The organism is Streptomyces sp. NPDC001108 (assembly GCF_053598535.1).
The window spans coordinates 389,161-414,925 of record NZ_JBSFKL010000006.1 but is presented as its reverse complement, the minus strand read 5'-3'; the positions used below and the strand labels follow the sequence as shown (position 1 = coordinate 414,925).

Here is a 25,765-nt window from a genome sequence, read left to right as displayed (position 1 = left end):
GTCGTCCTCGTCACCCACGACGAGGGAGCGGTCGAGGCCCTCCAGCCCGAGCGCATCATCCTGCTCCCCGACGGCGTCGAGGACCTGTGGGGCGCTGACTACCGGGACCTGGTCGCACTGGCCTGACCGACGGACGCGATTCCTGCCCGTCGAAAAGTGCGGCAGGATACGAAACCAACGACCCAAACCCGCCGCCCGATCAGTGGCAACTCTGAAGGAGCTCACCGTTTCCCGGTGACCGTGCGACCCGGTATCGATCAGCCTGCAGAGCGCCGCCGCGTCCTCATGCCGAATCCAGGACGAACTGGCCGTCCCACCCGCAGAGGAAGAGGATTGTGCAGCCTGGCCACATACCGCCGGTACGCCCGCGCTTCGGCCGAAGTACCGTCGACGACGTCATGACGGTCAGGGAACGCCACACTTCCCGCGTGAAGTTGCATGCCGGCCCCGAACTGGTTCCCGTGCAGGCAGCCGGCTACCAGTCGGCGCCGGTTCCGGGGAGTGGAATTGGCCCGGCCAGCCACCGGGCCGCGGTTGACCTGGAACCAGACCTCGCGATGGTTACCGAACAGCACGACGCTCTCTCTCAGATCACGCACGTCGGTGTACACGCCGAATTCCCAGTCACCCGGAGCTTCCCCTGGGGCGTAATGCGCACGCAAATGGTGTATGAACCGGGACAGGTCGACAGCGGCACCGAATGGAATCACCGCGTCGGCATAGGGATCACCAGCGGTGAAATAGACCCTGAATTCCAATCCGTACAGCCGCCCGTTGACCTTCCTCTGAATGCAGAGCGAGAACATATCGGCGTCACCACAGGTCGAGCGGTCCCAGTCACGGACGTGCTGACTCAGGTACCTGAACGACAGCATCTCCTGATCAACCAACAGGCCAGGGATCCGTTCGACCGAGCCATGGAGCAGATAGAGACACATCAGGTCCACTGGATGCGTGTCGCGCGCCATCCGTGTAAAGAATCCATCGGAAAAACCGTCCCGCACAGGTTCCTCCAGCCCTGGATCTGTCAAACGAGCGGTGCAGATCGTCTTGTTGAGTATTACTGACGGGCTGCGGAGAGACAGCCGCCGAAGGAATACAGAAGGCGTTCAGTGCGGTCCTTCAGCACACGGTCCAGCGGACTTGGCCCCTGCCGATGGGGGCGAGCGACGCGATCGCCGTGTGGACGCACTTCAACGCGGCATGCTCGTTGGTAAGTGGCCGCGAGCCTTGATCGCCCGCCGGATCCCAGAATCGCCGGGACTCGATCGCGTTGATCGTGCAGACGATGTGTCGGATCTCGGTGCCGAAGCGGAAGAACGGGGTGAACTCCTCCCACACGTTCTCCCACCACCGCACGATCACCGGATACTTCCGGGTCTCGACAATGGACGGCACGACTGGGAACGCCGACGTGGTCGCCAAGAGCACTGCGCTATGACGTAGATCGGGGCGCCGTCCGAGCGGGCCGCACAAATTGGCCTCAGCACAGTCAGGGAGTTCGCGGCCCCCTTTGCCAGTGCCGGGGGCGGGGCTTGCCCCGGGGCCGGGGTCAGGCGTTCCATCCGATGGAGGAGACGTTGCTGTAGCCGTCGTAGTCGGAGCCGATCAGGTCGAGGATCTCGTCCCACACCGCGTCGAGCTCGTCCAGGTCGTCGTTGGTCCAGGCGTCCACGGCGCGGTCCCAGACGCCCCGGACGGAGACGCTGCGGCTGGACAGGTCACGCCGGTACTTCTGCTCCACCCCGGCCTGGTTGACGGGGTTGATCTCCACCCGGGTGCCCCGGCCGGCGTTGTTGAGCCGGTGCTTGAGGTCCGTGGCGACGTTGCGGCGGCGCAGGTTCCAGTACGCGGCGTCCAGGCGGGCGAGGTTGGCCTTGTTCGGGGTGCGTTCTTCTGCGAGCCAGGCCATCAGGGTGCGCGGGGAGACGTGGATTCCGGCCCGGTCCATCGCTTCGTATCCGGCGTCGGACCGGGTGAGGTAGTTCAGGCGGGCGGCGAGGCCGCGCTCGCTGTCGACCGGGGAGGCGATGCCGTGCACCATGCCCTCCAGGGCGATCCCGAGCGCTTCGGCCCCGGGCACGCCGTCCGCGCCGTACTTCCCGAAGTCCATCCACCTCCCGGCCATCAGCCGTCCGCCTTCCCGACCATGTAGATGCCGGAGGTCTTGCCGTCGCCGGACTTGACCTTCATCTCGGACACGCCGCGCCCTTCGCGGAACACTGTCCAGGGGTCTCCGGTGAGGTGGAGTTCGTCGGTGTGCTTGAGCGCGACGATCCCCAGCCCGGCCCGGTGGGCTTTGTACGCGCGGCCGCAGTGCAGGGCGTACGCCTGGGAGTGGATGTTGTGCATCCAGTCGGGGCGGATCATCTCGCGGTTGTGGATGGACTCCCCCATGGTGGAGACGAACTTGCTGTACATGGCCTTGACGTACTCGGTCGTCAGCGTGTCCCCGGCGGCGATCGCTTCCGCGCGCGCGGCGACCAGCAGTTTGCGCAGGGCATCCAGGAAGTTCTCGGTCGCGCCGCTCGTCCAGGACTCGTGGACGGTCGGCGCCTCGGTGAGGCCCCACTTCGGTCCGGAGAGGCGTAGCAGGAGGCGAAGGGTGGCGTCGGTGATCCAGAGGGCGCCGGGGGTGTCGCGGTCGCCGAGGGGGTCGGGCAGGTGGGGGTGGGTCCAGGGGGCGGGGGTGATGAGGTGGACCCCGGAGCGTTTCGGGCCGACGCCGTCCGGGCCGGTGGTGTGTTCGAGTTTCCCGATCGGCAGCCAGACCTTGAGCGCTGAGAGGTAGGCGGCGTTGACGTCGAGGGCCGTGACCTGGATGTCGGCGCGGGCGGCGCGCAGGGAGTAGGCGGGGTTCCGGTAGGAGGGGCGGGCCTCCCAGATCTGGTCCGGCTCCTTCGTGGACGGCTTGTGCAGGATGTCGGGGAGTGCGGGGTAGGCGGTGTAGTCGTAGCGGGCGGTGGCCCGGGTCTCGTGGAAGAGGTGCATGACGTCCGGGACCGCGCGCTTGCCCAGCGCCTTGAGCGCGGCTTCCTCGTCACCGTCGGCGCGCTCGGCCTCCTGCTGGACGGCGCCCCTGATGAGTGCCATCAGATCGGCTTCGGCGCGCTCGGCGGACTTGCTCCGGCGCTGTGGGCGGGTCGCCGCCGGGGCCGGGGTAGGCGAGACCGGGGCGGGGGTAGGCGAGACCGGGGCGGGGGCGGGGGCGGTGACGACCGGGGTGGCCGGGGTGTGTGCGGCCGGGGGCGGTGTGGGGGCGGGTCGGCACATGGCTCCGGAGTGGAGGGGGCGGCCGTCGGTGGACTGGTAGGTGGTCTCGATGCCGCACTGGACGCACGGGCCGGGGTCTCCCTCGATGGCGCGGCCGTCCGGGCCGCGCAGGGTCTCCAGACCGGTGAACATGAAGGGCGCCGGGGCGGGCGGGATCGGGGTGCTGGAGGGCCCGTCGGTGGGCAGCGCCCCGACCGGGTCCGGATCCTGGGCCGGGGCCGGGCCCTGGGCGGGTGCGGGGTGGATTTCCGCGAGGCCGCGCAGCAGGCGCAGGTAGGGAAGGCGGGCGGGCGGGATGGGGGTGGAGGCTCCGGTTTCCCAGTTGGTGATGCTGCCGCGTGTGACGCCGACCGCGGCAGCGACCTGGGCGCGGGTCAGCCCGGCCGCCTCGCGCAGCCGCAGGCGCTCTTCCGGCGGAGGCATCTCGGCTGCCAGCCGGGCCTCTTCGAGAAGCGACTCGACACTCACTTCATCACTCATGCGGAAACTGTATCAATATTGCCCTTCTATTGGCGCTAGATTGTGCTTCGATTATGCAGGCTTTGGTGTCGTGTGGTGATCGGTGTACTGCGGAGCCGATCCGCTGCTGGAGGCCCTCGGGGTGCGGTGCACGACCAAGCCGACCCAGCTCGTCCTTTGGGCATGCCAAGGGGCCGAGCCGCACGGCGCCCCACCCGCGGTGGCTCGGAGGCCGTTCGGGGACCGGGCCGTCTGGGAGGAGAGGCAGGAGCAATCTATCCGAAATAGTCTGTTTCAAGGCTTGTGCACCCCGGTTGCGCACCGTGGGCCGGATGTACTCATCGAGGCAGAGGAGCCCCCATGAAAGCGGCCGTTGTCCGCAGCTTCACCGAACCGGTGGTCGTCGAGGACCGGCCGGTCCCTTCTCCCGCCGGGCACCAGGTTCTCGTCAGGATGGAGGCGTCCGGCCTGTGCCACACCGACATCCACGCGGCGCACGGCGACTGGCCGGTCAAGCCCTCCCCTCCCTTCGTCCCGGGCCACGAGGGCATCGGCATCGTGGAGGCGGCCGGCGACCAGGTCACCCACCTCGCGGTCGGCGACCGGGTGGCCATTCCCTGGCTCGGAGAGGCGTGCGGGCACTGCGACCACTGCGTCTCCGGCTGGGAGACGCTCTGCCTCCAGCAGCAGAACAGCGGCTACTCGGTCGACGGCAGCCATGCCGAGTACGCCCTCGCCCACGGAACGTACGTGGTACCCGTGCCCGACGACATCGACCCGCTGGACGCGGCACCGCTGACCTGTGCGGGTGTCACCACGTACAAAGCGGTCAAGCTCTCCGGGGCGCGCCCCGGTACCCGGGCGCTCGTGTCCGGCATCGGCGGGCTGGGACACCTGGCCCTGCAGTACGCCCGGATCTTCGGCGCCGAGACCATCGCGGTAGATGTCACCGACGAGAAACTCGCCCTCGCCAGGGATCTGGGCGCCGACCACGTCATCGACGCACGTGTGCAGGACGTGGCCGAGGAGGCGCAGCGGCTCGGTGGTGCCGACGCGGCCGTCTCGCTTGCGGTGAGCAACGCCTCGTTCGAGGCCGCGTACGCATCACTGCGGCGTGGTGGCACGCTGGTCCTGGTGGCCCTGCCGGCGGAAGGGAAGCTGGAGATCCCGGTCTTCGACACCGTGCTCAACGGAACGAAGATCGTCGGGTCGATCGTCGGCACCCGGGAGGACCTGGCCGAGGTCTTCCGGCTGCATAGCCTGGGCCGCACCCGGGTGGTGCGCGAGACCCGGGACCTGACCGACATCAACGCCTCGATCGATGAGGTGCTGGGCGGCCAGGTGCCGGGCCGTCTCGTCTTCGACATGAGCAGGACCCGTACCTGAGCCCGTGTCCGGTTCGGTGTGAGGGTGGTGTGCCGTTCGTACAGCCTGACCAGGGGTGATGGGGCCCTGGGCCGATCAGCCGCCGAGCGTGACCGGGCCGAGGCCGGTCGGCAGGTGCTGGACGGCCAGTGCCACGGCCTCGTGCGCCGTGGCGAACCGGCCGAGGTCCGGAGTGATGAAGCCCCGGCCCAGGCCGTACGTGCCGTCGCTGCCCGCCGTGAGGCATGGTCCGACCACGGTCAGGTCCGGGCGGGTGGTGGCCGAGAAGCGCAGTGCCCAGTGGCTGGTGAACGGATAGAGGGCACGCAGCGCCGGTTCGGCGTATGCCGCCTCGATCAGGGCTTGGTACGACGTGCTCCAGGGGTACTCGAGTTCAGCCGCTTCCTGGCGCAGGCTGTGCCACTCGGATTCCGTGAGGCGTGCGGGATGGTGGTCGGGCACCTCGGCCCTGCCGGTGAGGTGTACGAAGGGGACCGCCCGGCGGATGTCGTCCAGGGACGTCCCGTCGTGCCACGCCCGGGCGGCCCTGGCGATCTCCGTCAGGTTCTCTGTCCTGCCGTCGAGGAGTGCCAGTCCCTGGAAGGGTTCCGCGCCGCGAATCGACCACCGGCGTTCGTGGGACCACGCGCTGATCTGCAGCGGCTCGCGGTGAGGCAGGGTGCTGGCGACGGCAGCGTGGCGCAGCGGATCGGAATGTGAGGAGGTGACGGGGGCGGCGCCGAGGCAGCCCTCCGCCTCGGCCCGAAGCGCGGCAGCGAGGCTGCCGAAGGCCGCGACGTCCGGGTACAGGGCGGAGGGATCGGGAGGGTTGGGCACGGCTCGATTGTGCCTGAGCCTGTGCGTCGGCAGGGGCTCGGGCTTGAGAGTGCCTCGGTCGGAACGGACGCGAGCCGGAAGGGACGCGGCCGGGAACACGGGGTGGCACTGCTCTTCCCCGCGTTCGAGAAGTGCCGCCAGGACGTGCATGTCCCGGTGAGTGCTCGTCAGCGGTGTGGATCCTCTGGGTAACCGCGGAAGGGGTTCGGGGAGCCCGGCCGCGGGCTCGACCGCCCCTCGACGCCGCCCTTCTGGGGTGCGCGGTCCGGGGGGAAGCGGTATGCCGCCGCACACTCCTGCGGGTGGAAGGGAGTGCGGTGTGGACTGCGAAGACCGTCCGGAGGCCCGTTGCGCGTCGCTCGGACGGGCCGCCCCCTTCCCCGCACGCTCCGCTGTCCGGGCCTCTACGTGGCGTGGACCCGCGGCACGTACCGGGCGCCGGACCGGATCGCCTCCGCCTGCTCCCGCAGATCCGCGTCGGTGGGCCCGGGCAGCGCTTCGTCCGCGGCCCGGCGCAGCAGCGGCAGTGCCTGCGCCCAGGCGGAGCTGGGACGCCGGATGGCCGGCACCACGGTCGGCTCCCCCGACGAGGCCCGGTTCCGGACGGCGGAAGCGGGCACAGGTTCCGGGTGGCGGCGTCGGCAGGTGTGGGAGCCGGAGTGCTGGGCGGGCCCGGCCACCTGCTACGGCAGGACCTGCTGGATTTGGTCCTTCAGAACGACGCCTAGGATGCGGAGCATGAACAGGAGCACGTCGGCACACGGGGGCCCCACGCCGATGACGACGCGGCGGACCCGCTGGCAGGAGGCGGGCAACAGCGAGAACTTCGGCAAGCGGTTCGCCGGTCTCGTCGCCGCCGGCGAGGACATCGACGGTGAAGCCCGGCTCGCCGACACGCTCCTGCCGCGCGGCGCCCGGGTGCTCGACGCCGGTGCCGGCATGGGCCGGGTCACCGCGGCGCTTCTGCGGCGCGGGCACGACGTGGTCGCGATCGAGCCCGACGGGACACTGGTCCGGCAGGCCCGGGAGACCTACCCCGGACTGCCGATCGAGGAACGCGACATCCTCGGCCTCGGCCCCGACGACGGCCCGTTCGACCTGGTCGTCTGCGTCGGCAACGTCATGATCTACCTGGCCGAGGGCACCGAGCGCGAGGCCCTGCGCGCGATGCGCGCCGTGCTCGGCGAGAACGGCCGGATCCTGGTTGGCTTCCACCTCCAGGACCGGCCGTCGCACGCCCACGCCTACACCGCGGCCGAGTTCGAGGCGGATCTCGCGGCCGCCGGACTCCGCGTCGACCTGCGGGCAGGCACCTACCAACTGCACCCCGCGAACGAGGACTACGGCGTCTGGGTCCTGAGCCCCGCCCAGGGTGGGGCCAGCGCGTAGATCCGCGGCTCACGGGGGGGGCAGTTGGTAGGTGCCTGCCCGGATCCGCGGCGAGGGGCCGACACCCCCTTGGGAGAGCGTCTCGGTGAACCCATCCGCCGACGAGATCGGCGGAGCGGACTTGTCGGGCTGCCGGACGGCACCACGAAGATCTCGCCCGCCTTTCGGCCCGTCCTTCCCCGGCGCTCTCCTCACGCAGATCGACGTTGGTGAGCGCGCCATCACCCCGGGCACGGGTTATCAGGCCGGCGGGCGGGTTGCGGGCGTCGTGGGTGAGGGGACTCCTTGCGCAGCGTTGTGCCGCCAGGTGACAGGGTCCGCTCCCCGAGGAGGCCGTTGTCCGGCCATGCAGGAATCGTCCGAAGGGCGGTGAGTGCGCATCCGCTTCCCTTCTTGATCGTTGACCGGTCATGCCCCGTATGAAGAATGTTGCCGCTCTGCTCACGGCCTGTGCCCTCCCGCTGCTTGCTGCCACGCCAGCCCACGCCGGGGTCAGCTCGTCCTGCGGCCAGTACGTCTGCGTCTTGACCGCGCACCACAACCGATTCGTCCAGGACATCACCGTGAGGACCAAGGACGGCCTGCCCGGCACCCTTCGCGCCTACTGGGGCAACTACCACTCCTCCAGGGTCAATGCGGCGAGCCACCGGTGGGAGGTCGGCCGCGAGCAGGCGGCCTCGAAGCTTGTGTGTGGCGGCCTGGAGCGCGATGGGCGATCCATCGAGGACGTCTGCGTCACCATCTGATCGTCACCTGCCCCGGGATCCCTGGCCTCCCAGCCTGGAAACCCCGCGGGGAGGTCAGGGGTCCGTGCGTTCGGGACTGACGACAACAAACTCCGATCCGTCAAAGTCCCTAGCTGCTGGGGCTCTCCGCCAAGGGCTCCCTCCGGGACGGGCCCGCCTCACGTCGAACCGGCGCACGCAGATCATCCCCATGTACCCGCTGCGTGCAGTACTTACGGGCTGCCCCGCGATTGTGACGTCACGCCATGTCCCGAATTGGCCAACAGCATCCCCCAGGATGCGGCGCCGTTCGCATGCCCACGAGGTGCACAGCGTTCCCCTGGAGAGGAAACGGTCGGGACGGCAGCCGATCTGTTCGCCGCAGGCCCCGTCTGGGATGCTGAAGGCGAGGCTCGACAGGGGGGCAGACGGTGTATACGGAACCTATGGCGCGAGCCGTTGTGGAACCAGCAGTACTCAAGCTGATACGGCAATACCCTCGTGGCAGGGCGTTCTCCACTACGGTCACATTCGGCGGGGACGACTTCAGTATGTGCGCCCACATACGGGCGCAGTGGGCGGCACCCGGGCAGGTGAAGATCGCACTGGCCTGTTGGGTCGTCAACATGGACACCGCGCGCTATCTCGGTGACAACCCGCCTGCCAGGGAGGAGATGCGCCTGCCACCGGAAGGCACAGCGGAGTGGGACGAGGAACTGACCAGCCGGGTGATCGGCCACCTCGCAGCTCGTATGAACGCTCTTGCCACCGCCCTGCCGACCACCGACGAACACCTCACCATCACCGTGCCTCTCGTCCTGACGTAGTCCGGCACAACGCCGGGGGGACCGGCCTGGACCGCACAGGTGACCAGAGCCAGCCCGGTCGCTACCTGCATCGACGGCCTGGAGGCGGCTGTAGGCGAGCGCGGCGAGTCAGCGATCGATCAGACTCCGCGACCTCGCCGGTGCAGTCAGATCGTGATCAGGGCGTGCTGAGCGACGCGACGCCGGATTCGTCACGGGCTGCCTCGTGATTGATCTTGGTCACGTCAGGCAAGATACGGAAGGCCGCGCGAGTTGTCTGGGTTGTGAAGAGCAAACAGGTCCGCGCGGCCATGTCACATCATGCCTTCTGCGGCCTCTCGCGTAAGCATCTGGGCGCGCTGGTGGAAGAACTCGCTCCGCGTTGGGAGGCGCGCTGTGAGTCTGCACGCCACCAACGGCGCGAGGGAGCCCGCCAGCGTCAGGCAGGAGCCGGACCGAAGCAGGAATTCGTCTTCACCGACCGGCTGCCGGCCACACTCGTACATCTGCGGACTGGCCCTGCCCATGAGGCCCTCGGGGTGCTCTACGAGGTGGAGTCCTCCACGATCGGCCGGGCCCTCGCCGAGATCCGCCCGCTGCTCGCCGAGCGGGGGTTCGCCGTTCCCGACCGTCCCGGTGTGCGCCTGCGCGCCCTGGCCGATGTCTTCTCCTATGCCGAAGCCGAGGACGTGACTCTGCGGATCGACGGGATGGAAACCCCAGGTCCGCCGCCCCCGGGCAGGCCAGCCTGGCCGCCGCGCCTTCGTCTCCGGCAAGCGCAGGCAGAACACCTTCAAGACCACCACGATCAGCGACCACCGGGACCGCACCCTGTGGTCCGGCGCCCTGCGGCCCGGCCGCATGCATGACCAGAACGCGCTGCGCACCGAGGGCATCGCCGAACAGTTCCACCAGCATCCCGGCGTGAAAGCCGAGGTCGACGACGGCTACCGCGGCCTCGCCAACGAGCTCCCCGACCAGGTCTTTGCCCCGCCGAAGAAACCGAAGACCGCGAAAGACCCGGCCGAGCGGCCGCTTACCGAGCACTACGGCTGGCGCGAGCACAAGCGCCGTCAGTCCTCCCGGCGGATCCGCGTCGAGCACGCGAATGCAGAAGTACGCCAGTGGCGCCCACTCCAGCGATACACCGGCCGCCGCGAAACCTACGGGGAAACCCACAGGCCATCGCCGCCCTCGTCTCCGATCGCGCTGCCCAGCGGCCCACCCGGCACAAGACGAGTACCGAACCCGTGCCCGTCCGCACGACGGCCTGCTGAATCACCCACCAGCTAACTCCCCAGGCCAACACGCCTCGTGATCAATCGCGGGGCAGCCCGTTATCGACAGCGTTGGAGTGTCGCCGCATCAGGTTGTTCTGCTGGCGCGCCACTCAAGTGCTTGAGGGGTCTCGCTGAACTCCACCAGGTGTTCTCCTGAGAAGCGTTCCAGTACGGTGCGCACTTCGGCGGGGGTGACGTAGAAGAACTCTTTCCTGCTGTTGACGCGGTTGACGCGCCGGTCCGCGAATTCCTGGTGGAGGCGGGATTCCAGACCGACGGCGTCCTTGCTGAAGATCAGGGCGTGGACGTCGAAGCGGAAGGGGACGGCAGCGCCGCTGAGTTCGTAGACGCGGTCGAGAGGCTCGAGGCGTCGGGTCATGCCGATCTTGACGATGGTGTCGCCGAAGGCACCGATGTTGGAGACGACGTAGACGTAGCCGGTGCGGACGTTCGCCGCCCGTGCGTCGACGTCCTGGAGTGCCTGTTGGATCTCGGCGAGTTTGGCCTCCATGTCGCGTACCGCGTCATCGTTGCCTTGGGAGCGGAGGCGTTCGAGGGCGGCCTCGTAGTGGTTGAGTTCCTTGTTCAGCTTCTCCCGTTCGCGGTCCAGCTCACGCTGGGCGGCCGCCTCCTCGCGTTCGCGGGCTCTCGTCTCACGCTGGGCTTCCTTCTCCTCGTCCTTCTTCTGCAGGAAGTCGGCCGTCAGCTGCAGCTCGCGGACGCGGGCATCGTGGTAGGCGTCGGAGATGCGGATGTGCATGGTGGCGCCGAGCTTGGCGATGGTCTCCCGGCTCTTGTAGAGGCGGTCGACCAGTGAGGTGAGGCGGTGGGGGCGCATGGTGCGTACGGCGTAGTCGGCTTCTGCGTTGTAGGCGCGGAGCATCAGTTTGGAGAAGTCGCGGATCATCTTGCGGCCCTCGCGCGCGGAGCCGTTGACGGTCCAGTCCGTAGCTGCCAGGACCGCCTGATTGTTGCGTGCGAGGTCCTTGATCTCGGCTTTGAGGGAGTCCAGGCGGCTGCGGTAGGCGACCGCGTCGTGGAGCTGGTGCCGGTAGGCGTAGATTCCTGCCTGCTGGAGGAGGACGGTCTCGTCGGTGGTGACGATCTGGGCGCGCAGATCGGTAAGACGGCTCTCGGCCTGGTTGATCTCACTGCGCTGCCGCTCGGTTTCCTTGCGGGTCTTCTCAGCGTCTTTGGCGACCTGCTTGGCTTCCCTCTTGATGTCTTTGACAGTCCGGCGTGCTTCCTCGACGATCGCTTCGGCCTGCGCCTGGGCCTGTGTCAGCAGCGCGGCCGCTTCCTGGCGTGTGCGGCGCACCAGCCCGGCGACCTGGGCGGCGTCCGCGCCGTGGGCCTGTGCGATCCATGCCCTCAGCTCTTCGAGCTCGCTTGTCCCAGGCTGTCGTCGGCGGCCGAACCAGCCCCGCTTCCGGGCGGCAGGGGCCGCGGGCTGAGGCTCGTACTGGTGAGGAATGGCACCGGTCGCCGGAGCAGCGTCGGGAGACTCGGCAAGCCACAACTGCCAGCCCGGCGGAGGAGGCGGCCACGTGGGGTCTGGCTGCCAGCCGTCCGAGGGAACCCAGCCTTCGGGCAACAGCCAGTTCGGCGGCGGGTTGAACCGGAATCCGCTCATGCTCACTCGCACACTCCCCCACCCGGGCACCGTTCGGTGACACACCCAGACAACTCTCGCGATCTTGCCGTGCAACCTGTCAGGAGACGGGCCGATCACGAAAAGCGGCGCAAAAGGCACCCTGGCTGGTCCACGAGCGCCGGAAGCCCGGACGGCGACGGAAATAGATCCGGCCGAGCGTGATCCGCCCGCACCTGAACGGGTGGGGTCTGCTGCTGGTGCCGACGTACTTCTGCCGGCAGCGCCGGCCGCTTCACGGGCGTCGCTGGCGCGCATGCTGGGCCCCACCCGCGCCGCGCCTGGGCGGGAAGCCCGGCCCTGCTCGTCTTCGTGAAGGCCCTGGTGGTGCAGGCCGGGGCCTGGACACGGTGACAAAGACAGTGGAGGGCTTGGGCGGGTTCGCCCCAGCAGTACGAGCAGATCGAGAAGGCTTCCGCCCACGCGAGACGTACGAGGGCGTCTTCGGCCTCGGGGTGTCAGGGTGACCGTGCCGTCGAGGCCGTGCTCGTCCTTCACCGCCCGGCGCAGGAGTTCGCGGATGTCTTCCTCGGTCAGGGACCGAAACTGGGGTGCCAGGAGAAGCGGTCCCGGCAGCTCTTCGGTGGGGAAGGGCCGGGGCGGTGCCGTGGTGCCGGCCTGTTGTTCAGATCACCATGACGAGTGTGACGACTGCCAGCAGGGCGACGTAGGCGAAGGAGTGGGCCCGGTCCGGGACGCGGGCGGTGGTGCGGCGGGCGAGGGCGATGGTGGGCAGTGAGCCGGCGAGCAGTGCGGCGCAGGCGATCAGGTCGATGTGGCCGAGCTGTCCGGGGCCGGGGTGCGGGGTGGGGGCCGCGAGGGCGTAGACGGCGGTGCCGACCACGGCGACGGGCACGCTGAGCGGGTTGGCCATCGCCGTGGCCTCGGCCATGGGCAGGCCGCGGCGGCGCAGCAGGGGGACGGTCATGACGCTGCCGCCGACGCCCAGGCAGGCGGCGACGGTGCCGATGGCGAGGCCGCCGAGGGTGGTGGCGGGGCGGCTCAGGGGGCGTGGTTCCCGGGTCTGCGGGGTGGTCAGGAAGCCCTTGCGGAGCAGGCTGTCGGTGATCGTCGCGAGCAGGTAGGCGGTGAAGAGTGTGCGCAGTGTGGTTTCGCCGGTCCGGGTTGCCAGGAGGGATCCGGCCACCGCGCCGGCCAGGACGAATGCGGCCATGGGCCAGATGTATTCCTGGCGGATCCGGCCCTGGCGCCATTGTGTCAGGGTCGCGAAGAGCGAGTTGACGACCATGACCGCCGTGGAGGTGGCCACTGCGATGTGCATGGCGTCGGTGTCGGGGTGGGCCGGGGTGTTCCAGAGGGCGTAGACGACGGGGACGGTGACGAAGCCGCCGCCGAATCCGAAGAGTGCCGTGGTGATCCCGGTCAGGCAGCCGAACAGGAGCAGCAGGAGGTAGGGGGTTTGCACTGCTGTGACGCTACGGGCCTGGCGGTGTGGCGGGCAATCGATTGGTTGCCAGGTTCTTTCGCCGATCCGACAGAGGTTTCCTGGGTCGGGCCGGGTGGTCGCGGTGCGGGTTGGCGGGTCGCGTGGGGTGCTGGTTCTCGGTGGTCAGCTTCCGGACAGCAGGGAGAGGCCGCCGACGAGTACGACCGCGATGAGGATGATCAGGGCGAGCATGACTCCCATGCAGAAGCCGCAGCCCTGCCCCGTGCCGCGGCTGAACGAACCGTCGCCGCCGCTGGGCGTCTGCCCTGCCATCTCGCCTCCCGGGCTCTCCTGGATGGTGTGGGTGGCAGGGCCTTTTTCGGCCGCTGGTGCCACGCGCCCATCGTGGTGTGCCGTGTCTTCGTGGAGTTGGCGACGGGTGCGGGGCGGATGTGCTTTCAGTGCGGAGAAGGTGCTGGGGGTGTGCCGTCCCGGAATTGCCGGGGTGTTTCGCCGTAGGTCTTCCTGAACACGCGGCTGAACTCGCCCGGGCTGGAGAATCCCCATCGGGTGGCGATCACGCCGATGGGCTGCTTGTGCGGGGAGGGTGTGGCGAGGGCTTGTCGGCAGCGTTCCAGTCGTCGGCGTCGTACGGTCGCCATGACGCCTTCGGGTTCGGCGCTGAAGAGTTGGTGGAGGGTGCGGACGGAGATGTGGTGGTGGGAGGCGATGGTGGCGGGGGTGAGGCCCGGGTCGCCGAGGTTCGTCTCGATGAACGCTCCGATTCTCGCGACGAGGGCTCGGCGTCTGGTCTCGGTGGGGAGGAGGCCGCTGACGTCGATGTGGCCGGCGAGGAAGGCTGCTGCGAGGTCGACGGCGATGGTGCCCAGGCGTTGGTTCTCCGCCTTCGACTGGTGTGTGACCTGCCCGAACGCGGTTCCCATGAGGTGCCGCAGGAGGGAGCCCGTGGCGGTGTGCGTGGACAGCGGCTGGGCGAGCAGTCGGTCCGTCTGGTCGGCGGGCAGGGGGAAGGCCGCTCTGGGAAGGTGGAGGACCGTCAGGACCGTGCCCAGTCCGAGGTCCGGGAACGTCGCCTCCAGCGGGTGGGCCATGTCGAAGAACACCAGTCCGCCGGCGTCGACGGCGACGCTTCCGTTCTGCTGGGTCACCTGCATGGGGCTGCGGTGGATGAGGGCCAGCATGTAGGTGTCGGTGCCGCCGCGCCGGATGTGCCGTGCGGTCCGGGTGGCGTCCAGGGCGGGGAAGGCGAACCGGGCCAGTTGCACCGCGCCGAGGTCGGTGTGCCGGACCTGCGCGGGGAAGTCCCGGGCGTGGGAGCTGGTCATGGCCAGCGGTGCGATCTGGTCGTGGATGACGTCGACGAACCAGCCGAACCGGTCGGTGGCGGCCAGGCCGTTGTTGGACAGCGAAACCACGGATGCGGCGGCGGAAGTCGTCATCGCGACATGGTCGGGAACCCGGAGCCGCTCCGGGAAGACCATCTTCGGCCAGGCTGAGGCAAGGGGGGGGCGTCGGGCGGGGCGGTGGGCGGCGGCAGGGGCGTGGGTAGGGGCGTGGGCGGTCCTGCGGGATTCACGGCGGTGGCGGTGGGCTCCGCCAACCGGCTGCGGCAGGTGGCGGGTTCGTCCGTCCTCGTGCCGGTGGGGGGCCTGCCACCGCGGCGGCCATGTGCAGGCGGGACGCGGCTACTAGTCTGGCTGGTGTGCGCAATGTCCGAGTCGACGAGGTCGATGGCTTCGACCGTGCTGTTCTGGCCATCGGTACCGATTACCCGCCCGGTCATCTGCTGCCGTACCACGAGCATCGCCGGGCCCAGGTGCTGTATGCGGCGACCGGTGTGATGGAGGTGTCGACGGCGGAGGGGGCGTGGACGGTGCCTCCCGACCGGGCGGTGCTGGTCCCGGCGGGGACGCGGCACCGGGTGTCGATGCGCGGGGTGAGTACCCGCAGTCTCTACGTCGAGCCGGCCGCCGTGCCGTGGTTTCCCGTCCGGTGCCGGGTCGTGGAGGTCTCCGCGTTGCTGCGGGAGCTTCTTCTGGCGGCCGTCGACATGGAGCCGCTGTATCCGGAGCATGGTCGTGATGCCGCGCTGGTGGGTCTGCTCCTGCATGAGCTGGCCGGTCTGGCGCCGTTGCCCCTGGAGGTTCCGCTGCCTGCCGATCCGGCGCTCCGGCGGCTGTGCGCCGCGTTCCTGCGCCGTCCGGACGTCCATGATCCGCCTGCTCGTTGGGCTGCTGAGCTGGGGGTGAGCGAGCGTACTCTTGGCCGGTGGTTCCGTGGGTCCACGGGGTTGGGTTTCGCGCAGTGGCGGCAGCGGGCGTGTGTCGTGCATTCCTTGCGGCACCTGGCCGTTGGTGTGCCGGTGGCCCGGGTCGCGGCGGATCTGGGGTACGGGAGTCCGGCGGCGTTCACCACCGCTTTCGGTGCCTTGCTGGGCCGTCCGCCCAGTGCTTACCGGGGGTCCGGTCCCTGAGGGGGCCGGGGGGCTTGGTCCCGGGTCGGCGGGGCTTTCCAGACCATGGCCAGGGCGAAGCCGAGGTCGTCGAAGCGTGCTCCGGGGAAGACGCTTCCGTAGAGCTCGCGGAACTGTGCGCGGGTCAGGTAGCGGTCGCTGAGCAGGTGGGCCAGCCAGGGCCGGCTGTGCCAGAAGCGCAGTTGGAACCAGGCGTCACGGAGCCCCAGGCGCCGGACCTCGCGGGGGAAGTTCCACCGTGCGGGCCAGGTGTAGGCCCGTCGGGGCGGGGTGGGGCGGGCGTCGCAGACGTTGTCGACGAGTGCGACGGTGGCGCCGGGTCGTGCGAGGCTCTTGAGGTGTTCGAGGCCCGCGCGGCAGTCCTTCAGGTGGTGGAGCGTCGTGTGGCTGTAGACGAGGTCGAAGCCGTCGGCGTCCTCCAGCGTGAGCAGGTCCGCCACGATGTAGTGCGTGTGGGGCCGTGCTCTTGTGGTCCTGGCGATCTCGATGAGGGGGGCGCTCAGGTCGAGGCCGACGACTTCCCGGAAGTGCCCGGAGAGGGCTTCGACCGCGTGTCCCGGGCCGCAGCCGGCGTCCAGGGCCCGTTCGCCCTTCAGGCCCAGTCCCAGGAGCCAGGCGGTGTTCCGTCCGGGGAGCAGGCTCACGAAGCGGTCGTAGTCGCGGGCGAACCGGTCGAAGGACTGGGGGTCGGTCGTCTCCGTCATGTCCCGTCCCGGTGTCGCCGGCCCTCGGTTTCCGCGGGGTCAGTATGCACGGTGGGCCGTGGCGGTGGGAGGTGCGGTGCGGCGTGCGCAACCCGGTTCCGTTTCCCGGCGTCCAGTGTCTTGACGGACGGCTGACGATCACCCGGGGAGAGCACATGGCGAAGAAGGACCGGACGGCGGACGCGGCGCGGGAGAAGGACCGCGAGAAGTGGATGGCCCGTTTCCAGGTGCGGCTGGCCATGCAGCCGGGGGTGGACCGGGCGGTGGTGCTCCGGGCGGTCAAGGAGGTCACGACGCACGGTGGGGGTGGCGGGGAGGATCCGTGGGCCGTTTTCGATGATCCGGACGACCATGCCGTTCAGGTCGCCGCGCGGCTGGTGCCGGCGGACCGGGCGGCGCGCGCGAAGCGGCGCGACGCCGCGGTGGACACGTTCGACTCCGTGCTGAAGAAGGCCCGGGACGTCGCCGGTCTCTGACCGGCCGGTGCGGCTTCGGCCGGGGCCGCCGCACCGCCCGTCGTGTGTGTCCGCCCGGCCGGTCACCGCAGGACGAAGCCGGTGCCGAGACCGTCCTCGGGGTCGAGGTCGAAGTGGTGCTCGCCGGTCCGGTAGGCGCTTCCCGTGACCTCGGCGACGACGGCGGGGCGGCCGTGGGCGGTCAGTTCCTCGACGATCCGGGCGTGGAAGCGGGTGCCGACGATCGAGTCGTGGACGAGGGTCCGGCCCGGTGCGAGGCGGCCGGTCGCGGCGAGTACGGCGACGCGGGAGCAGGTGCCGGAGCCGCAGGGGGAACGGTCGACCTGGCCGTCGGCGAAGACGGTGACGTTGCGCTGGTGGGGGTTGCCGTTCTCGTCGTCGCCGAGGTCGTCGTAGAGGATGGTGCCGTAGATGCCGCTGAGGCGGTCGTCGGCGGGGTGCCGGGCGTGCTCGGTGTCGTTCAGCGCCTGTTTGACCTCGCGTCCGATCGCGATGAGGTCGGTGTAGTGCTCGGGGGTGACGGCGAGTCCGGTGCTGCCCGCGTCCAGGTGTGCGTAGATGGCGCCGCCGTAGGCGATGTCGACGACGACGTCCCCGCGGGAGGTGGTGAGGGGGACGCGTTCGGCGAGCCGGTAGCCGGGGACGTTGACGAAGTCGACGCCGGTGGTCCGCCCGCCCTCGGTGCGGACGCGCAGGGTGACCCTGCCCGAGGGGACGTCGATGACGACCGTGGTGGTGCCGGAGGGGTCGCGGGCGACGCGGCCGGTCCGCACGGCCCAGGCGGCGAGTGCGATGGAGCCGTGGCCGCAGGCCGTCGAGAAGCCGTCCTTGTGCCAGAACAGCACGCCGAAGTGGGCGCCCTCGTCGTCGGGCGGGGTGAGGAAGCCGCCGTACATGTCGGCGTGGCCGCGGGGTTCGAAGCACAGCAGGGTGCGCAGGGCCTGTACGTCGGGGTCGCCGATGGCGAACATCCGGCGTTCGGCGACGGTGGCTCCCTCGATGGCGGTCGGCGGCTCGGGGACGATGCGGAAGGGTTCGCCGCCGGTGTGGTAGTCGACGGTGTGTACCTGACGGGTGGTCATGGTGTTCTCCTCGGTCCGGTCGCCGGTGCGGCGCCGGTCCTCGGGGACGGTGGGGCGGTCCCGGCCGGGCCGTGCCGCTCCCCCGCCGCCGTGGTGCGGGGGTTCCGGGACGGTATCCCGCACCGCGGGTGCCCGGTGCCCGGGAGTGCCACTGGCACGGATCGGCCGCCCGGGACCGGGGTCAGACGGTGGTGAGCAGCAGGTCCTCGCCGCTCGACGGGCGCAGTCCGTCGGCGCGACCGGAGAAGTAGCGCTCGGCGAGCAGCGCCCCGGACACGTGCCGGGCGTCCTCGAAGCCGGTTTCGCGGGCCAGTGCCAGCATCTCGGAGGGGGTGTAGAAGCTGATGAACGGGGTTCCGGATGCCTGGGCGCCCTCCTTGCTCGTCCGGAGGCCGGGGCGGTCGGCGTCGTCGAGGAGTTCGGGCGGGAGCAGGAAGGTCGTGGCGAGGGTGGATCCGGGTGCGAGGCCGGCGATCTCGCGCAGGGTGGCCGCGTTGGTTTCCTTGGTGAGGTACATGGTGACGCCGGTGGAGACGACGACCGCCGGGCGGCCGGTGTCGAATCCGGCCCGGGTCAGTTCTTCGAGCCAGTTCTCGTCCGCCTCGAAGTCGACCGGTACGAGGTGGAGCCGGTCGGGGACGCGGTAGCCGAGTTCGGTGAGGCGGTGGCGTTTCCATGCCTGGGTGGCGGGCTGGTCGATCTCGAAGATCTGGAGGCGGGAGGCGAGTTCCGGGTTGCGCTGGGCGAAGGTGTCCAGTCCGGCGCCCAGGATGACGTACTGGGTCGTGCCCCGGTCGGCCTGTTCGGTGATCAGGTCCTCGATGTACCGGGCGCGGGCGACGATGGCCGCCCTGAATCCGCTGGTGGTCCGCGGGTCCATGTCGGGGCGGGTGCGCCAGTCGTCGCCGGGGGCCACCAGGCGCAGGCCGATCTCGTCCTCGATGACGTGCGGGGGCGGGTCGGCCTCCAGGTGCAGTGCCCGCCACAGGGCGGTCCGCACCGCGGTGTGGTCCGGTGGCCGCGTCTGCTCGTGTGCCATGGTGCCGCTCCTTCGTCGCGGTCGGTCCCGGGCCGGTGGTCCGGGCCGGTGGTCCGGGGCGGGGGTCGCGGGTGCCTGTCGGGGGCTTCGAGGGGGACGTGGTGGTGAGGGAGGCCGGTTGGCGGACCACCACGGTATCCGTTGGTCAGGTTCTGGCGGGTTGTTCGTCGCCGAGCGGCCATGCCTCGATGTCGCGGTAGTGGATCGGGCCCCGGCTGCGGCCGGCGTTGCTCCCGACCAGGTGCAGGCGTTCGGTGTGCCAGGGGCGGCCGGTGAATCCGGCGAGGCTCCCGGCGATCTCGCCCACCGAGGACGGGTCTCCCCGGCGGGCGCGGGCGAGCGTGAGGTGGGGGCGCAGGGGCCGGTCCTCGAAGTCGATGCCGTGGTTCCTGACGGTGGTGCGCACGTCGGCGGCGAGGTGGTGCAGCCCGTCCAGGTCTCCGGTGATTCCGCTCCAGAGCACCCGGTCGTCGAAGGTGCCGCTGCCGTGCAGTGCCAGGCGCAGCGGTGGGTGGTCCGCCGCGAGGGCGGCGAGGGGCGGGCGGAGCGGGGGGACCGTTGTGGTGGGGAGTTCTCCGAGGAAGGCCAGGGTGATGTGCCAGTCCTCGATGCGGTTCCATCGCATGCGGGGGTGTGTGGCGTGGGCGGGGCGCAGTGCCTGGGCCAGTTCTTCCTTCGCGTGGTCGGGTGGGGCGAGTGCGATGAAGACGCGGATGGTGGTGGGCGGGGTCTGATCGTTCACACCGGACTTCGTACCGCACCGGGTGGTGGGGGTGGTGTCCGGGGCTGCCGGGTGGTCTCGTTCCCGGCCCGGTGCCCCGGCCCGGGCGGGGTCGGGTCGGGGCCGGGGTGCGTGGTGTGGGGGCGGTTACTTGGCGCAGGTGCGGTCGTGGGCGGGGAGGCGGCCGGTGGCGAGGTAGGAGTTGACGGTGGAGTCGACGCAGGTGTTGCCGTAGACGGCGTAGTTGGCGTGCTGGTTGGCGCCGTCGAGGGTGAGGAGGCGGGAGCTGGGCAGGCGGTCGTGCAGGGTGGCGCTGTGGGTGTAGGGGACGCGGGGGTCGCCGGTGGAGGCGACGATCAGGGCCGGGGTGTCGTGGGTGACGCGGAGGGGTGCCTCGCGGGGGCGGTCCCAGAAGGCGCACGGGGTGATGCTCTCGGTCAGCGGGGCGAACAGCGGGTGGGCGGTACGGCCGTTCTCGATGTCGTGCCAGTACGTCTCGGGGTCGCGCGGGGCGGCGACGTCGCCGCAGAGGATCGCGGTCTGGGCGCTGGCGACGGGGGAACCGGCGGGGGTGAACACGCCGCGCATCAGGGCGGCGAAGGCGGGCGGCAGGGTGGTGGGGCGGCCTTCGGCGGCCCGGGCGAGCAGGGCCATGTGTTCGGCCAGAAGGGCGCGTGCCGGTTCGGTCTCGTCGGCGAGTTCGGTGAAGAGCAGGGCGGGGACCTGGCTGTTGTCGAGGCGGAAGACGTCGGGGGCGGTGCCGACGGTGAGCGGTTGGCGGGCGGAGGCGGCGATCACGTCGTCGAGGGTGGCCCGTACCTGTGCGCGGGTGCGGCCGAGGCCGTAGGTGCTGTCGCGGGCGGCGGTCCATTCGGCCCAGTCGTCGTACGCCTTCTCGTTCTCGGCGTCGGCTCCCTTGAGGAGGCGGGGGTTGTAGCGGTCGGGGTCCAGGGCGCTGTCGAGGACGACCCGGTCGTAGCGCCCGGGGAACATCTGGGTGTAGGCCGTGCCCAGGTAGGTGCCGTAGGAGAAGCCCAGGTAGGAGATCTTCCGTTCGCCGAGGACGCTGCGGACGACGTCGATGTCGCGGGCGGTGTTGCGTGTGGTGGCGTGGGGCAGGAGGGGGCCGTTGGTGGTGCGGCACCGCTGTGCGACGTCCTTGGCGCGGGCGGTCTGGCGGTCGAAGCCGGCCCGGTCGGGGCCGGCCGACAGCAGGCCGGGTCCGGAGGTCAGGCCGCAGTCCAGGGGGGTGCTGCGGCCGGTGAAGCGGGGGTCCATGCCGATGAGGTCGTAGCGGGCGCCGGTCTCCTTCATCGCGGGGCGTACGAGGAGTCCGATGTCGAGGGCGGGGCCGCCGGGGCCGCCGGGGTTGATCAGGAGGGAGCCGATCCGGTGGCGGGTGTCGGTGGCCTTCAGGCGGGATATGGCGACGGTGATGGTCCGGCCCCGGGGTTTGCTGTAGTCGAGCGGTACGGTCACGTCCGCGCAGCGTGCGCCGGCGGTGTCGAGGGCGCGGCCGGTCTCGTCGTCCGTTGCCCGGGCGCAGCCGTGCCAGTGGGGGCGCTGCTGGTGGTAGCGGCCGAGTCCGGCCGTGGGTGCCGTGTCGGTGGGCGGGTGCGGGGCGGCGGGGGCGGGTGGTGCGGCGGCCAGGGCGGTGGTGAGGCCGGCGGCGAGGGCGAGTGCCATGGCCGAGGCGCGCCGTGTGGCGGTGCCGGGGGTGGTCATGTGCTTCTCCTGACGGTGACGGGGGGGCCGGCCCGGGGTGTCCGGGGGCGTGCCGGTCGAGCCTTTCAGCGGGGCTTGTCCGTGCGCGTCGTTGTGGGGCACGAACCGGTGGTACGTCAGGGGCAGCAGGCCGGGTGCGGGGGTACGTGGTGGGTACGACGTGCCGTCGGTGCGGAGGGTGTTTCGCCGGTCGTCCTGGCGGGGTTCAGGGCAGGGTGCGGCGGCGCTGGAGGAACAGCCGCGGCCGCGCTGGAGGAGCTGCGCGGCTGCGGTCCGTCGGCCGGTGAGACCCGTGCCGCGCTGCTGGGCTTCGTCGACACGTATCTCTCCTTCTGTCTGGGCAACCCGGAGGTCCCGGCGCTGTGGATGCGCAGCTGGCTGTCCGAGGGGCCGAACTGGCGGAGATCGAGGCGGAGTTCGCCGGGCCGCTCGTCGCCGAGGTCGCCGCCGGGGTCCGTACGGTGCTGGACCGTGCCGGTATCGGCGCCGGGGTCGACGTCGAGATGCTGGTCTTCACGATCGTGTGGACCGTTCACTCCTTCGGCCAGGCCGGGGTCATCGACCCCGCCGGGCGCCGCCTGGGCCCGCGCGACCTGGCTTCGCTCGACCGGTTCCGCCGCCATCTGCACACCGTCGTGGCCGGGGTGCTGGACCGCGCGGGCGGGGACGGGGCGTAGGGGCCCGGCGGGTCAGGCCGGGTCGCCCGGTTCCGGCCGGTTCGCGGCCGCCTCCCGGCACATCCTCTCGGTGAGGGCCAGGAGGACCGAGAGGTTCTCCACCGCTTCCACGGGGAATCTGGCCCAGGGCTTCCTGTCGCCGTGCCGGCGGATCTCCAGCCAGCCGTGTTCCACTTCGATCCGCTCGATCTCGCGCCAGCCGAGCAGGCGGTCGAGGTGTCCGACGCCGGCGGGGTCGAGGTGGAAGCCGAGGAAGCCGATCCGTTCGCCCGCCCCCAGCCGGGCACCGTCCTGTGGCAGCCGTGCGCGGGTGAACGTCCTGTCCAGTTCCTCGGTGAACCGGACGGCTCCCGCGTAGCCGTCGGTCACCACGATCTCGGCGCCCTTGCGGGGGCGTACCCGCAGTTCGTGCGTGGTGGCGCTGGTGATCCCGTTCGTCACTCTGGTGCCGTGCCACCGGATGCCGCCGATCTCGTCCCACGTGTACGCCTCCGGCTCGTTCCCGGCGACCTGGCGGACGATGCCGTTGCGGTAGTGGCCCACCCAGACCTGCGGCTGCCGTCTCGTGAGTCCGAGGAAGAGGTAGTAGCCGGCCACGGAGACGATGCCGGCCCCCAGGACGAGCAGCGGCAGCCCGTAGTACCAGGCGCCGTCGCTGCGCAGGGCCTCCGCCGCGGTCGAGATCCCCATCCAGAGGAGCGGCAGTCCGATCACCGCCGGCAGCAGCACCACGATCCACGGGAAGCGCCCCGGCTCGGTCCATGCCAGCCCCTGGCGCGGGCCGAGTTGGAGTTCCTGCGCGGCTCCGCGCATGGCGGGCGGAACTGGAGTGGAAGCACGGTCCGGCACAAGTCCCCCCGGGGGCAGGATGGTTGAGTCCATTGTCGGGGGCGGGCCGCCTGTCCGGGAAGAGGGTTTCGGTCCTGTTGCGCGTGCCCGGCACGCGACTGTCAGGCGGCCGTCCCGGGGCCGGAAGCGGTCGCGGTGCGCGGCGTCGCCGGGGGCGGGGCGAGCAGGGCGTGCACGGCGGCGCGGACCTGGTCGTCGACCGCCTGCGGGGTGGAGCTGTCGAGTTTGCCGTCGAGGTGCAGGAACGCCAGCCCGTGGACGAGGGCCCAGACTGCGGTCGCGCGTGCCGCCGGGTCTCCGGCCCCGGGGAACGCGGTGCGGACGACGTCCTGGACGTACTGCGAGAGGACGGCGGCCGCGGCGACGCGTTCCTCACTGGCGGGGTCGCAGGGTTCGGCGAACATCGCCCGGAACAGTGCGGGGTGTTCGAGCGCGAACCGCACGTAGACGACGGCGAGCGCGGCCAGGTCGTCCGGCGACGAGGGGGACGGGCGGGCCCCGGCCAGCTTCCCGGCGAGTTCGCGGTATCCCTGCGCGGCGACCCCGGAGACGAGCGCGTCGCGGTCGGCGAAGTGGCGGTAGGGAGCCGTGGCCGACACTCCGGCGCGGCGGGCGACGGCGCGCAGCGACAGCCCGGCGCCGCCGCCCTCCTCCAGCAGCTCGCGCGCGGCACGCAGGCAGGCCGCGCGCAGATCGCCGTGGTGGTACCCGTTGCTCTGCGGCACAGCTCACACCCTCCAATGTTTGCGATGCTCACATCGCACCGTAATGTAAGTGGTGCACACATTGTAGGCGGACGACACGGAAGAGGGAGACGACCATGACCAGCGAGCTGTTCTCGCCCCTGCGGCTGCGTTCCGGGCAGGTACTGGGAAACCGGATCGCGAAGGCGGCCATGGAAGAGAACATGGCCGGGGAGGGACAGCTTCCCGGCCGGCGGCTGCCGGCGCTCTACCGGCGCTGGGCCGCGGGCGGTGCCGGGCTCCTGATCACCGGCAACGTCATGGTCCACGCCGAGGCGCTGACCGGTCCCGGCGGCGTCGTGCTCGACGAGCACGCGCCGCTCGAACCGTTCGCCGACTGGGCCGCGGCCGGCAGGTCGGGCGGCGGGGCGGTCTGGATGCAGATCAACCACCCCGGCCGCCAGGTGGAATCCGGCATGCCCGGCGTGGTGTGGGGGCCGTCCGACGCCGGTGTCTCCCTGGGCAGGCACAGCGGCCGGTTCGGGCAGCCCACCGCCATGACCGCGCGGCAGATCGACCGGACCGTGGACCGGTTCGCCGTCACGGCCCGCCGCGCCGAGGAGGCGGGGTTCGACGGGGTGGAGATCCACGCCGCCCACGGCTATCTGCTCTCCCAGTTCCTCTCCCCGCTGGTCAACACGCGCACCGACCGGTGGGGCGGGCCGCTGGAGAACCGGGCCCGGATGCTGCTGGACACCGTCCGGGCCGTACGCGCCGCCGTCTCCCCGTCCTTCGCCGTCGCGGTCAAGCTCAACTCCGCCGACTTCCAGCGCGGCGGCTTCGACGCCGACGACGCCCGGCAGGTCATCGGGATGCTCGCACCGCTCGGCGTCGACCTGGTCGAACTGTCCGGCGGGAGCTACGAGAGCCCGGCGATGACCGGCGGCTCCGCCGACGCCCGGACCCGGGCCCGGGAAGCCTACTTCCTCGACCTGGCCCGGGACCTGGTCGCAACGAGCCCGCTGCCGCTGATGCTCACCGGCGGCATCACCCGGCGCGTCACGGCACAGCAGGTCCTCGACAGCGGCGTGGCGGTCATCGGCATGGGCACCGCCCTCGCCGTCACCCCGGACCTGCCCGACCGGTGGAAGGACGACCACGAGGCCGACCGGCGGATGGCACCGGTGACCTGGTCCGACAAGACGCTCGCCTCGGCGGCCGGCATGGCCCGGGTCCGCCACCAGATGCGCCGCCTCGCCAGGGGCGCCGGCCCCCGGCCCGGTATCCACCCGGCCCTCGCCCTGGCCTCCGAGCAGTGGAAGCAGCGGCGGGCCCTGCGCCGCTACCGTGCCTGGCTGGCCACCGCGCGGGGCGCCGAGGGCGAGTGACCGGCCCCGGCGGTACGGTCGCGCCGGGCGCGGCCCCTGGCCCGGCCGATTGGCCCCCCGACGGCTCCGTGGGGTAGAAAGCCCCGTCGATCAATCATGATCACGTCACTGAGCCATCTCATTCGGGGGAATGAAGGAATGACGTCAACTCGCCGTTTTCTCGGCGCGATCGCACTGCTCGCCGCTCTGGGCGCCGTCACCGCCTGCGGCCCGGAGGAATCCGACGCCGTGGGCGCGGCCGGGGGCGACGGCGCCGCCTCCCCGGCCGCCGGCGGCGCGGAGGACGGGGACTGCGGCAAGCCGCCGACCCTGCCCGCGGGGCACACACGGCTGAAGGTCACGCTGATGCGTGACGCCGGCGGCTTCGAGGCCGCACGGGCCAAGCCGCACTGCACACCGAACGACTGGATCTACGGCGCCGACAAGGACGCCCCGACCACGCACTACGTCCTGCCCGAGAACGTCGGGGCGCAGCTGGCCCTGGCCGACGGCCCCGGTCAGTGGAAGCAGGTCGACCACGACCAGCTGGCGCTGCACATCGACCGCTGCCTCGCCCAGGAGATCGGGGCGCCCGACGACTACCCCAAGGTGAAGGCGCCCTTCGGCTGCTTCGGCAACATCTACGAGATCACGCTGGACGCCCAGGGCCGGGTGGCGACGGTGAAGGAGATCTGGAGCGTCTGACGGACCCCGCGTCCGGCCGGGGCCCGGGCTCCGGCCGGACGTGTCCGGCCCGCCACCGCGGTCAGACCGTG

At 70.9% G+C, this 25,765-nt stretch carries 26 protein-coding genes and 2 pseudogenes; 11 read left to right on the top strand and 17 right to left on the bottom strand.

From position 1 onward, the window contains the following. Positions 1-257: 257 nt before the first annotated feature. The 4 genes and pseudogenes from ACWC97_RS17200 to ACWC97_RS17185 form a co-directional block, all read right to left on the bottom strand. Positions 258-968 carry a hypothetical protein gene (locus ACWC97_RS17200; RefSeq protein ID WP_450650082.1) on the bottom strand — a complete coding sequence of 237 codons (711 nt, stop codon included), beginning with the start codon at positions 966-968 and terminating at the stop codon, positions 258-260. Between the two features lie 92 nt (positions 969-1,060). Next, positions 1,061-1,377 (bottom strand): annotated as a pseudogene (locus ACWC97_RS17195) (transposase); the annotation flags it as partial. A 175-nt stretch (positions 1,378-1,552) separates the two neighbouring features. Continuing rightward, positions 1,553-2,128 carry a transcriptional regulator gene (locus ACWC97_RS17190; RefSeq protein ID WP_450650080.1) on the bottom strand — a complete coding sequence of 192 codons (576 nt, stop codon included), beginning with the start codon at positions 2,126-2,128 and terminating at the stop codon, positions 1,553-1,555. Continuing rightward, positions 2,128-3,753 (bottom strand): helix-turn-helix domain-containing protein, encoded by a 1,626-nt coding sequence (locus tag ACWC97_RS17185; protein WP_450650078.1) that lies wholly within the window; start codon positions 3,751-3,753, stop codon positions 2,128-2,130. The genes ACWC97_RS17190 and ACWC97_RS17185 overlap by 1 nt, the downstream gene beginning before the upstream one ends. A 339-nt stretch (positions 3,754-4,092) precedes the next feature. On the opposite strand from ACWC97_RS17185, the gene adhP reads away from it, so the two are divergent. Continuing rightward, positions 4,093-5,118 carry an alcohol dehydrogenase AdhP gene (adhP, locus tag ACWC97_RS17180; protein ID WP_450650076.1) on the top strand — a complete coding sequence of 342 codons (1,026 nt, stop codon included), beginning with the start codon at positions 4,093-4,095 and terminating at the stop codon, positions 5,116-5,118. Between the two features lie 75 nt (positions 5,119-5,193). Here adhP and ACWC97_RS17175 read toward each other — a convergent pair whose 3' ends face one another. Both ACWC97_RS17175 and ACWC97_RS17170 read right to left on the bottom strand, forming a co-directional pair. After that, positions 5,194-5,934 carry a DUF6193 family natural product biosynthesis protein gene (locus ACWC97_RS17175; RefSeq protein WP_450650074.1) on the bottom strand — a complete coding sequence of 247 codons (741 nt, stop codon included), beginning with the start codon at positions 5,932-5,934 and terminating at the stop codon, positions 5,194-5,196. 404 nt (positions 5,935-6,338) lie between these two features. Further along, positions 6,339-6,506: a hypothetical protein gene (locus ACWC97_RS17170; protein ID WP_450650072.1), complete on the bottom strand. Its 168-nt coding sequence runs from the start codon at positions 6,504-6,506 to the stop codon at positions 6,339-6,341. A gap of 166 nt (positions 6,507-6,672) precedes the next feature. On the opposite strand from ACWC97_RS17170, the gene ACWC97_RS17165 reads away from it, so the two are divergent. From ACWC97_RS17165 to ACWC97_RS17145, 5 genes and pseudogenes are all read left to right on the top strand, one after another. Next, positions 6,673-7,323, top strand: coding sequence for a class I SAM-dependent methyltransferase (locus ACWC97_RS17165; RefSeq protein WP_352280855.1), 651 nt, complete (start codon positions 6,673-6,675; stop codon positions 7,321-7,323). 419 nt (positions 7,324-7,742) lie between these two features. Continuing rightward, a complete protein-coding gene (locus ACWC97_RS17160; RefSeq protein ID WP_450650070.1) occupies positions 7,743-8,069 on the top strand; it encodes a hypothetical protein in 327 nt (108 codons plus the stop codon). A gap of 530 nt (positions 8,070-8,599) precedes the next feature. Beyond that, positions 8,600-8,875 carry a hypothetical protein gene (locus tag ACWC97_RS17155; protein ID WP_351525384.1) on the top strand — a complete coding sequence of 92 codons (276 nt, stop codon included), beginning with the start codon at positions 8,600-8,602 and terminating at the stop codon, positions 8,873-8,875. 290 nt (positions 8,876-9,165) lie between these two features. Then, a complete protein-coding gene (locus tag ACWC97_RS17150; RefSeq protein ID WP_450650098.1) occupies positions 9,166-9,723 on the top strand; it encodes a transposase family protein in 558 nt (185 codons plus the stop codon). Continuing rightward, positions 9,638-10,147, top strand: a pseudogene (locus ACWC97_RS17145) (transposase family protein); the annotation flags it as partial. The gene ACWC97_RS17150 and the pseudogene ACWC97_RS17145, both read left to right, overlap by 86 nt. 72 nt (positions 10,148-10,219) lie before the next feature. On the opposite strand, the gene ACWC97_RS17140 reads toward ACWC97_RS17145, so the two are convergent. The 4 genes from ACWC97_RS17140 to ACWC97_RS17125 all read right to left on the bottom strand — a co-directional run bounded on the left by ACWC97_RS17140 (position 10,220) and on the right by ACWC97_RS17125 (position 14,632). After that, complete coding sequence (locus ACWC97_RS17140; protein ID WP_450650068.1) at positions 10,220-11,452, bottom strand: DUF4041 domain-containing protein; 1,233 nt, start codon at positions 11,450-11,452, stop codon at positions 10,220-10,222. Positions 11,453-12,410: 958 nt separating this feature from the next. Continuing rightward, positions 12,411-13,211: a sulfite exporter TauE/SafE family protein gene (locus ACWC97_RS17135; protein WP_352280862.1), complete on the bottom strand. Its 801-nt coding sequence runs from the start codon at positions 13,209-13,211 to the stop codon at positions 12,411-12,413. 144 nt (positions 13,212-13,355) lie between these two features. Then, a complete protein-coding gene (locus ACWC97_RS17130) occupies positions 13,356-13,505 on the bottom strand; it encodes a hypothetical protein (RefSeq protein WP_450650066.1) in 150 nt (49 codons plus the stop codon). 125 nt (positions 13,506-13,630) lie between these two features. Continuing rightward, positions 13,631-14,632 (bottom strand): AraC-like ligand-binding domain-containing protein, encoded by a 1,002-nt coding sequence (locus ACWC97_RS17125; RefSeq protein ID WP_352280866.1) that lies wholly within the window; start codon positions 14,630-14,632, stop codon positions 13,631-13,633. A 263-nt stretch (positions 14,633-14,895) separates the two neighbouring features. Here ACWC97_RS17125 and ACWC97_RS17120 point away from each other — a divergent pair, with 263 nt between their 5' ends. Next, positions 14,896-15,666 (top strand): AraC family transcriptional regulator, encoded by a 771-nt coding sequence (locus ACWC97_RS17120; protein ID WP_352280869.1) that lies wholly within the window; start codon positions 14,896-14,898, stop codon positions 15,664-15,666. Here the strand turns inward: ACWC97_RS17120 and ACWC97_RS17115 are convergent. After that, positions 15,645-16,370, bottom strand: a complete 726-nt coding sequence (locus tag ACWC97_RS17115; protein ID WP_450650063.1) for a class I SAM-dependent methyltransferase — start codon at positions 16,368-16,370, stop codon at positions 15,645-15,647. The genes ACWC97_RS17120 and ACWC97_RS17115 overlap by 22 nt on opposite strands. Before the next feature lie 155 nt (positions 16,371-16,525). On the opposite strand from ACWC97_RS17115, the gene ACWC97_RS17110 reads away from it, so the two are divergent. Further along, entirely contained in the window at positions 16,526-16,846 is a 321-nt protein-coding gene (locus ACWC97_RS17110) for a hypothetical protein (protein WP_450650061.1), read from the top strand. Between the two features lie 62 nt (positions 16,847-16,908). Here ACWC97_RS17110 and ACWC97_RS17105 read toward each other — a convergent pair whose 3' ends face one another. From ACWC97_RS17105 to ACWC97_RS17090, 4 genes are all read right to left on the bottom strand, one after another. Then, positions 16,909-17,928, bottom strand: a complete 1,020-nt coding sequence (locus tag ACWC97_RS17105) for a proline racemase family protein (protein ID WP_352280875.1) — start codon at positions 17,926-17,928, stop codon at positions 16,909-16,911. A gap of 181 nt (positions 17,929-18,109) precedes the next feature. Beyond that, a complete protein-coding gene (locus tag ACWC97_RS17100) occupies positions 18,110-18,967 on the bottom strand; it encodes a class I SAM-dependent methyltransferase (RefSeq protein ID WP_450650059.1) in 858 nt (285 codons plus the stop codon). Between the two features lie 145 nt (positions 18,968-19,112). Continuing rightward, positions 19,113-19,709, bottom strand: a complete 597-nt coding sequence (gene thpR, locus ACWC97_RS17095) for an RNA 2',3'-cyclic phosphodiesterase (RefSeq protein ID WP_385213041.1) — start codon at positions 19,707-19,709, stop codon at positions 19,113-19,115. Between the two features lie 126 nt (positions 19,710-19,835). After that, complete coding sequence (locus tag ACWC97_RS17090; RefSeq protein WP_450650057.1) at positions 19,836-21,413, bottom strand: alpha/beta fold hydrolase; 1,578 nt, start codon at positions 21,411-21,413, stop codon at positions 19,836-19,838. A 362-nt stretch (positions 21,414-21,775) separates the two neighbouring features. Between ACWC97_RS17090 and ACWC97_RS17085 the strand changes: the two genes are divergently transcribed. Beyond that, the gene (locus tag ACWC97_RS17085; protein ID WP_450650055.1) at positions 21,776-22,090 is read left to right on the top strand and encodes a hypothetical protein; all 315 of its coding nucleotides are present in this window, start codon (positions 21,776-21,778) and stop codon (positions 22,088-22,090) included. A gap of 12 nt (positions 22,091-22,102) precedes the next feature. Here the strand turns inward: ACWC97_RS17085 and ACWC97_RS17080 are convergent, their stop codons facing one another. Continuing rightward, positions 22,103-22,903, bottom strand: coding sequence for a DUF6585 family protein (locus tag ACWC97_RS17080; RefSeq protein WP_352280884.1), 801 nt, complete (start codon positions 22,901-22,903; stop codon positions 22,103-22,105). 137 nt (positions 22,904-23,040) lie between these two features. Next, positions 23,041-23,664, bottom strand: coding sequence for a TetR/AcrR family transcriptional regulator (locus ACWC97_RS17075; protein WP_352280886.1), 624 nt, complete (start codon positions 23,662-23,664; stop codon positions 23,041-23,043). A 95-nt stretch (positions 23,665-23,759) separates the two neighbouring features. Here ACWC97_RS17075 and ACWC97_RS17070 point away from each other — a divergent pair, with 95 nt between their 5' ends. Together ACWC97_RS17070 and ACWC97_RS17065 are read left to right on the top strand one after the other, a co-directional pair. Continuing rightward, positions 23,760-25,010, top strand: a complete 1,251-nt coding sequence (locus ACWC97_RS17070) for an oxidoreductase (protein ID WP_450650052.1) — start codon at positions 23,760-23,762, stop codon at positions 25,008-25,010. Positions 25,011-25,148: 138 nt separating this feature from the next. Then, the gene (locus ACWC97_RS17065; protein WP_352280890.1) at positions 25,149-25,694 is read left to right on the top strand and encodes a hypothetical protein; all 546 of its coding nucleotides are present in this window, start codon (positions 25,149-25,151) and stop codon (positions 25,692-25,694) included. Positions 25,695-25,765 lie beyond the last annotated feature (71 nt).

Bases quoted from the DNA above. Each gene is read 5' to 3' on its own strand.
- ACWC97_RS17200 (WP_450650082.1), bottom strand. From the start codon at position 968: ATGGCGCGCGACACGCATCCAGTGGACCTGATGTGTCTCTATCTGCTC.
- ACWC97_RS17190 (WP_450650080.1), bottom strand. From the start codon at position 2,128: ATGGCCGGGAGGTGGATGGACTTCGGGAAGTACGGCGCGGACGGCGTG.
- ACWC97_RS17185 (WP_450650078.1), bottom strand. From the start codon at position 3,753: ATGAGTGATGAAGTGAGTGTCGAGTCGCTTCTCGAAGAGGCCCGGCTG.
- adhP (WP_450650076.1), top strand. From the start codon at position 4,093: ATGAAAGCGGCCGTTGTCCGCAGCTTCACCGAACCGGTGGTCGTCGAG.
- ACWC97_RS17165 (WP_352280855.1), top strand. From the start codon at position 6,673: ATGAACAGGAGCACGTCGGCACACGGGGGCCCCACGCCGATGACGACG.
- ACWC97_RS17160 (WP_450650070.1), top strand. From the start codon at position 7,743: ATGAAGAATGTTGCCGCTCTGCTCACGGCCTGTGCCCTCCCGCTGCTT.
- ACWC97_RS17155 (WP_351525384.1), top strand. From the start codon at position 8,600: ATGTGCGCCCACATACGGGCGCAGTGGGCGGCACCCGGGCAGGTGAAG.
- ACWC97_RS17150 (WP_450650098.1), top strand. From the start codon at position 9,166: ATGTCACATCATGCCTTCTGCGGCCTCTCGCGTAAGCATCTGGGCGCG.
- ACWC97_RS17130 (WP_450650066.1), bottom strand. From the start codon at position 13,505: ATGGCAGGGCAGACGCCCAGCGGCGGCGACGGTTCGTTCAGCCGCGGC.
- ACWC97_RS17125 (WP_352280866.1), bottom strand. From the start codon at position 14,632: ATGACGACTTCCGCCGCCGCATCCGTGGTTTCGCTGTCCAACAACGGC.
- ACWC97_RS17115 (WP_450650063.1), bottom strand. From the start codon at position 16,370: ATGACGGAGACGACCGACCCCCAGTCCTTCGACCGGTTCGCCCGCGAC.
- ACWC97_RS17110 (WP_450650061.1), top strand. From the start codon at position 16,526: ATGGCGAAGAAGGACCGGACGGCGGACGCGGCGCGGGAGAAGGACCGC.
- ACWC97_RS17105 (WP_352280875.1), bottom strand. From the start codon at position 17,928: ATGACCACCCGTCAGGTACACACCGTCGACTACCACACCGGCGGCGAA.
- ACWC97_RS17100 (WP_450650059.1), bottom strand. From the start codon at position 18,967: ATGGCACACGAGCAGACGCGGCCACCGGACCACACCGCGGTGCGGACC.
- ACWC97_RS17090 (WP_450650057.1), bottom strand. From the start codon at position 21,413: ATGACCACCCCCGGCACCGCCACACGGCGCGCCTCGGCCATGGCACTC.
- ACWC97_RS17080 (WP_352280884.1), bottom strand. From the start codon at position 22,903: ATGCGCGGAGCCGCGCAGGAACTCCAACTCGGCCCGCGCCAGGGGCTG.
- ACWC97_RS17070 (WP_450650052.1), top strand. From the start codon at position 23,760: ATGACCAGCGAGCTGTTCTCGCCCCTGCGGCTGCGTTCCGGGCAGGTA.
- ACWC97_RS17065 (WP_352280890.1), top strand. From the start codon at position 25,149: ATGACGTCAACTCGCCGTTTTCTCGGCGCGATCGCACTGCTCGCCGCT.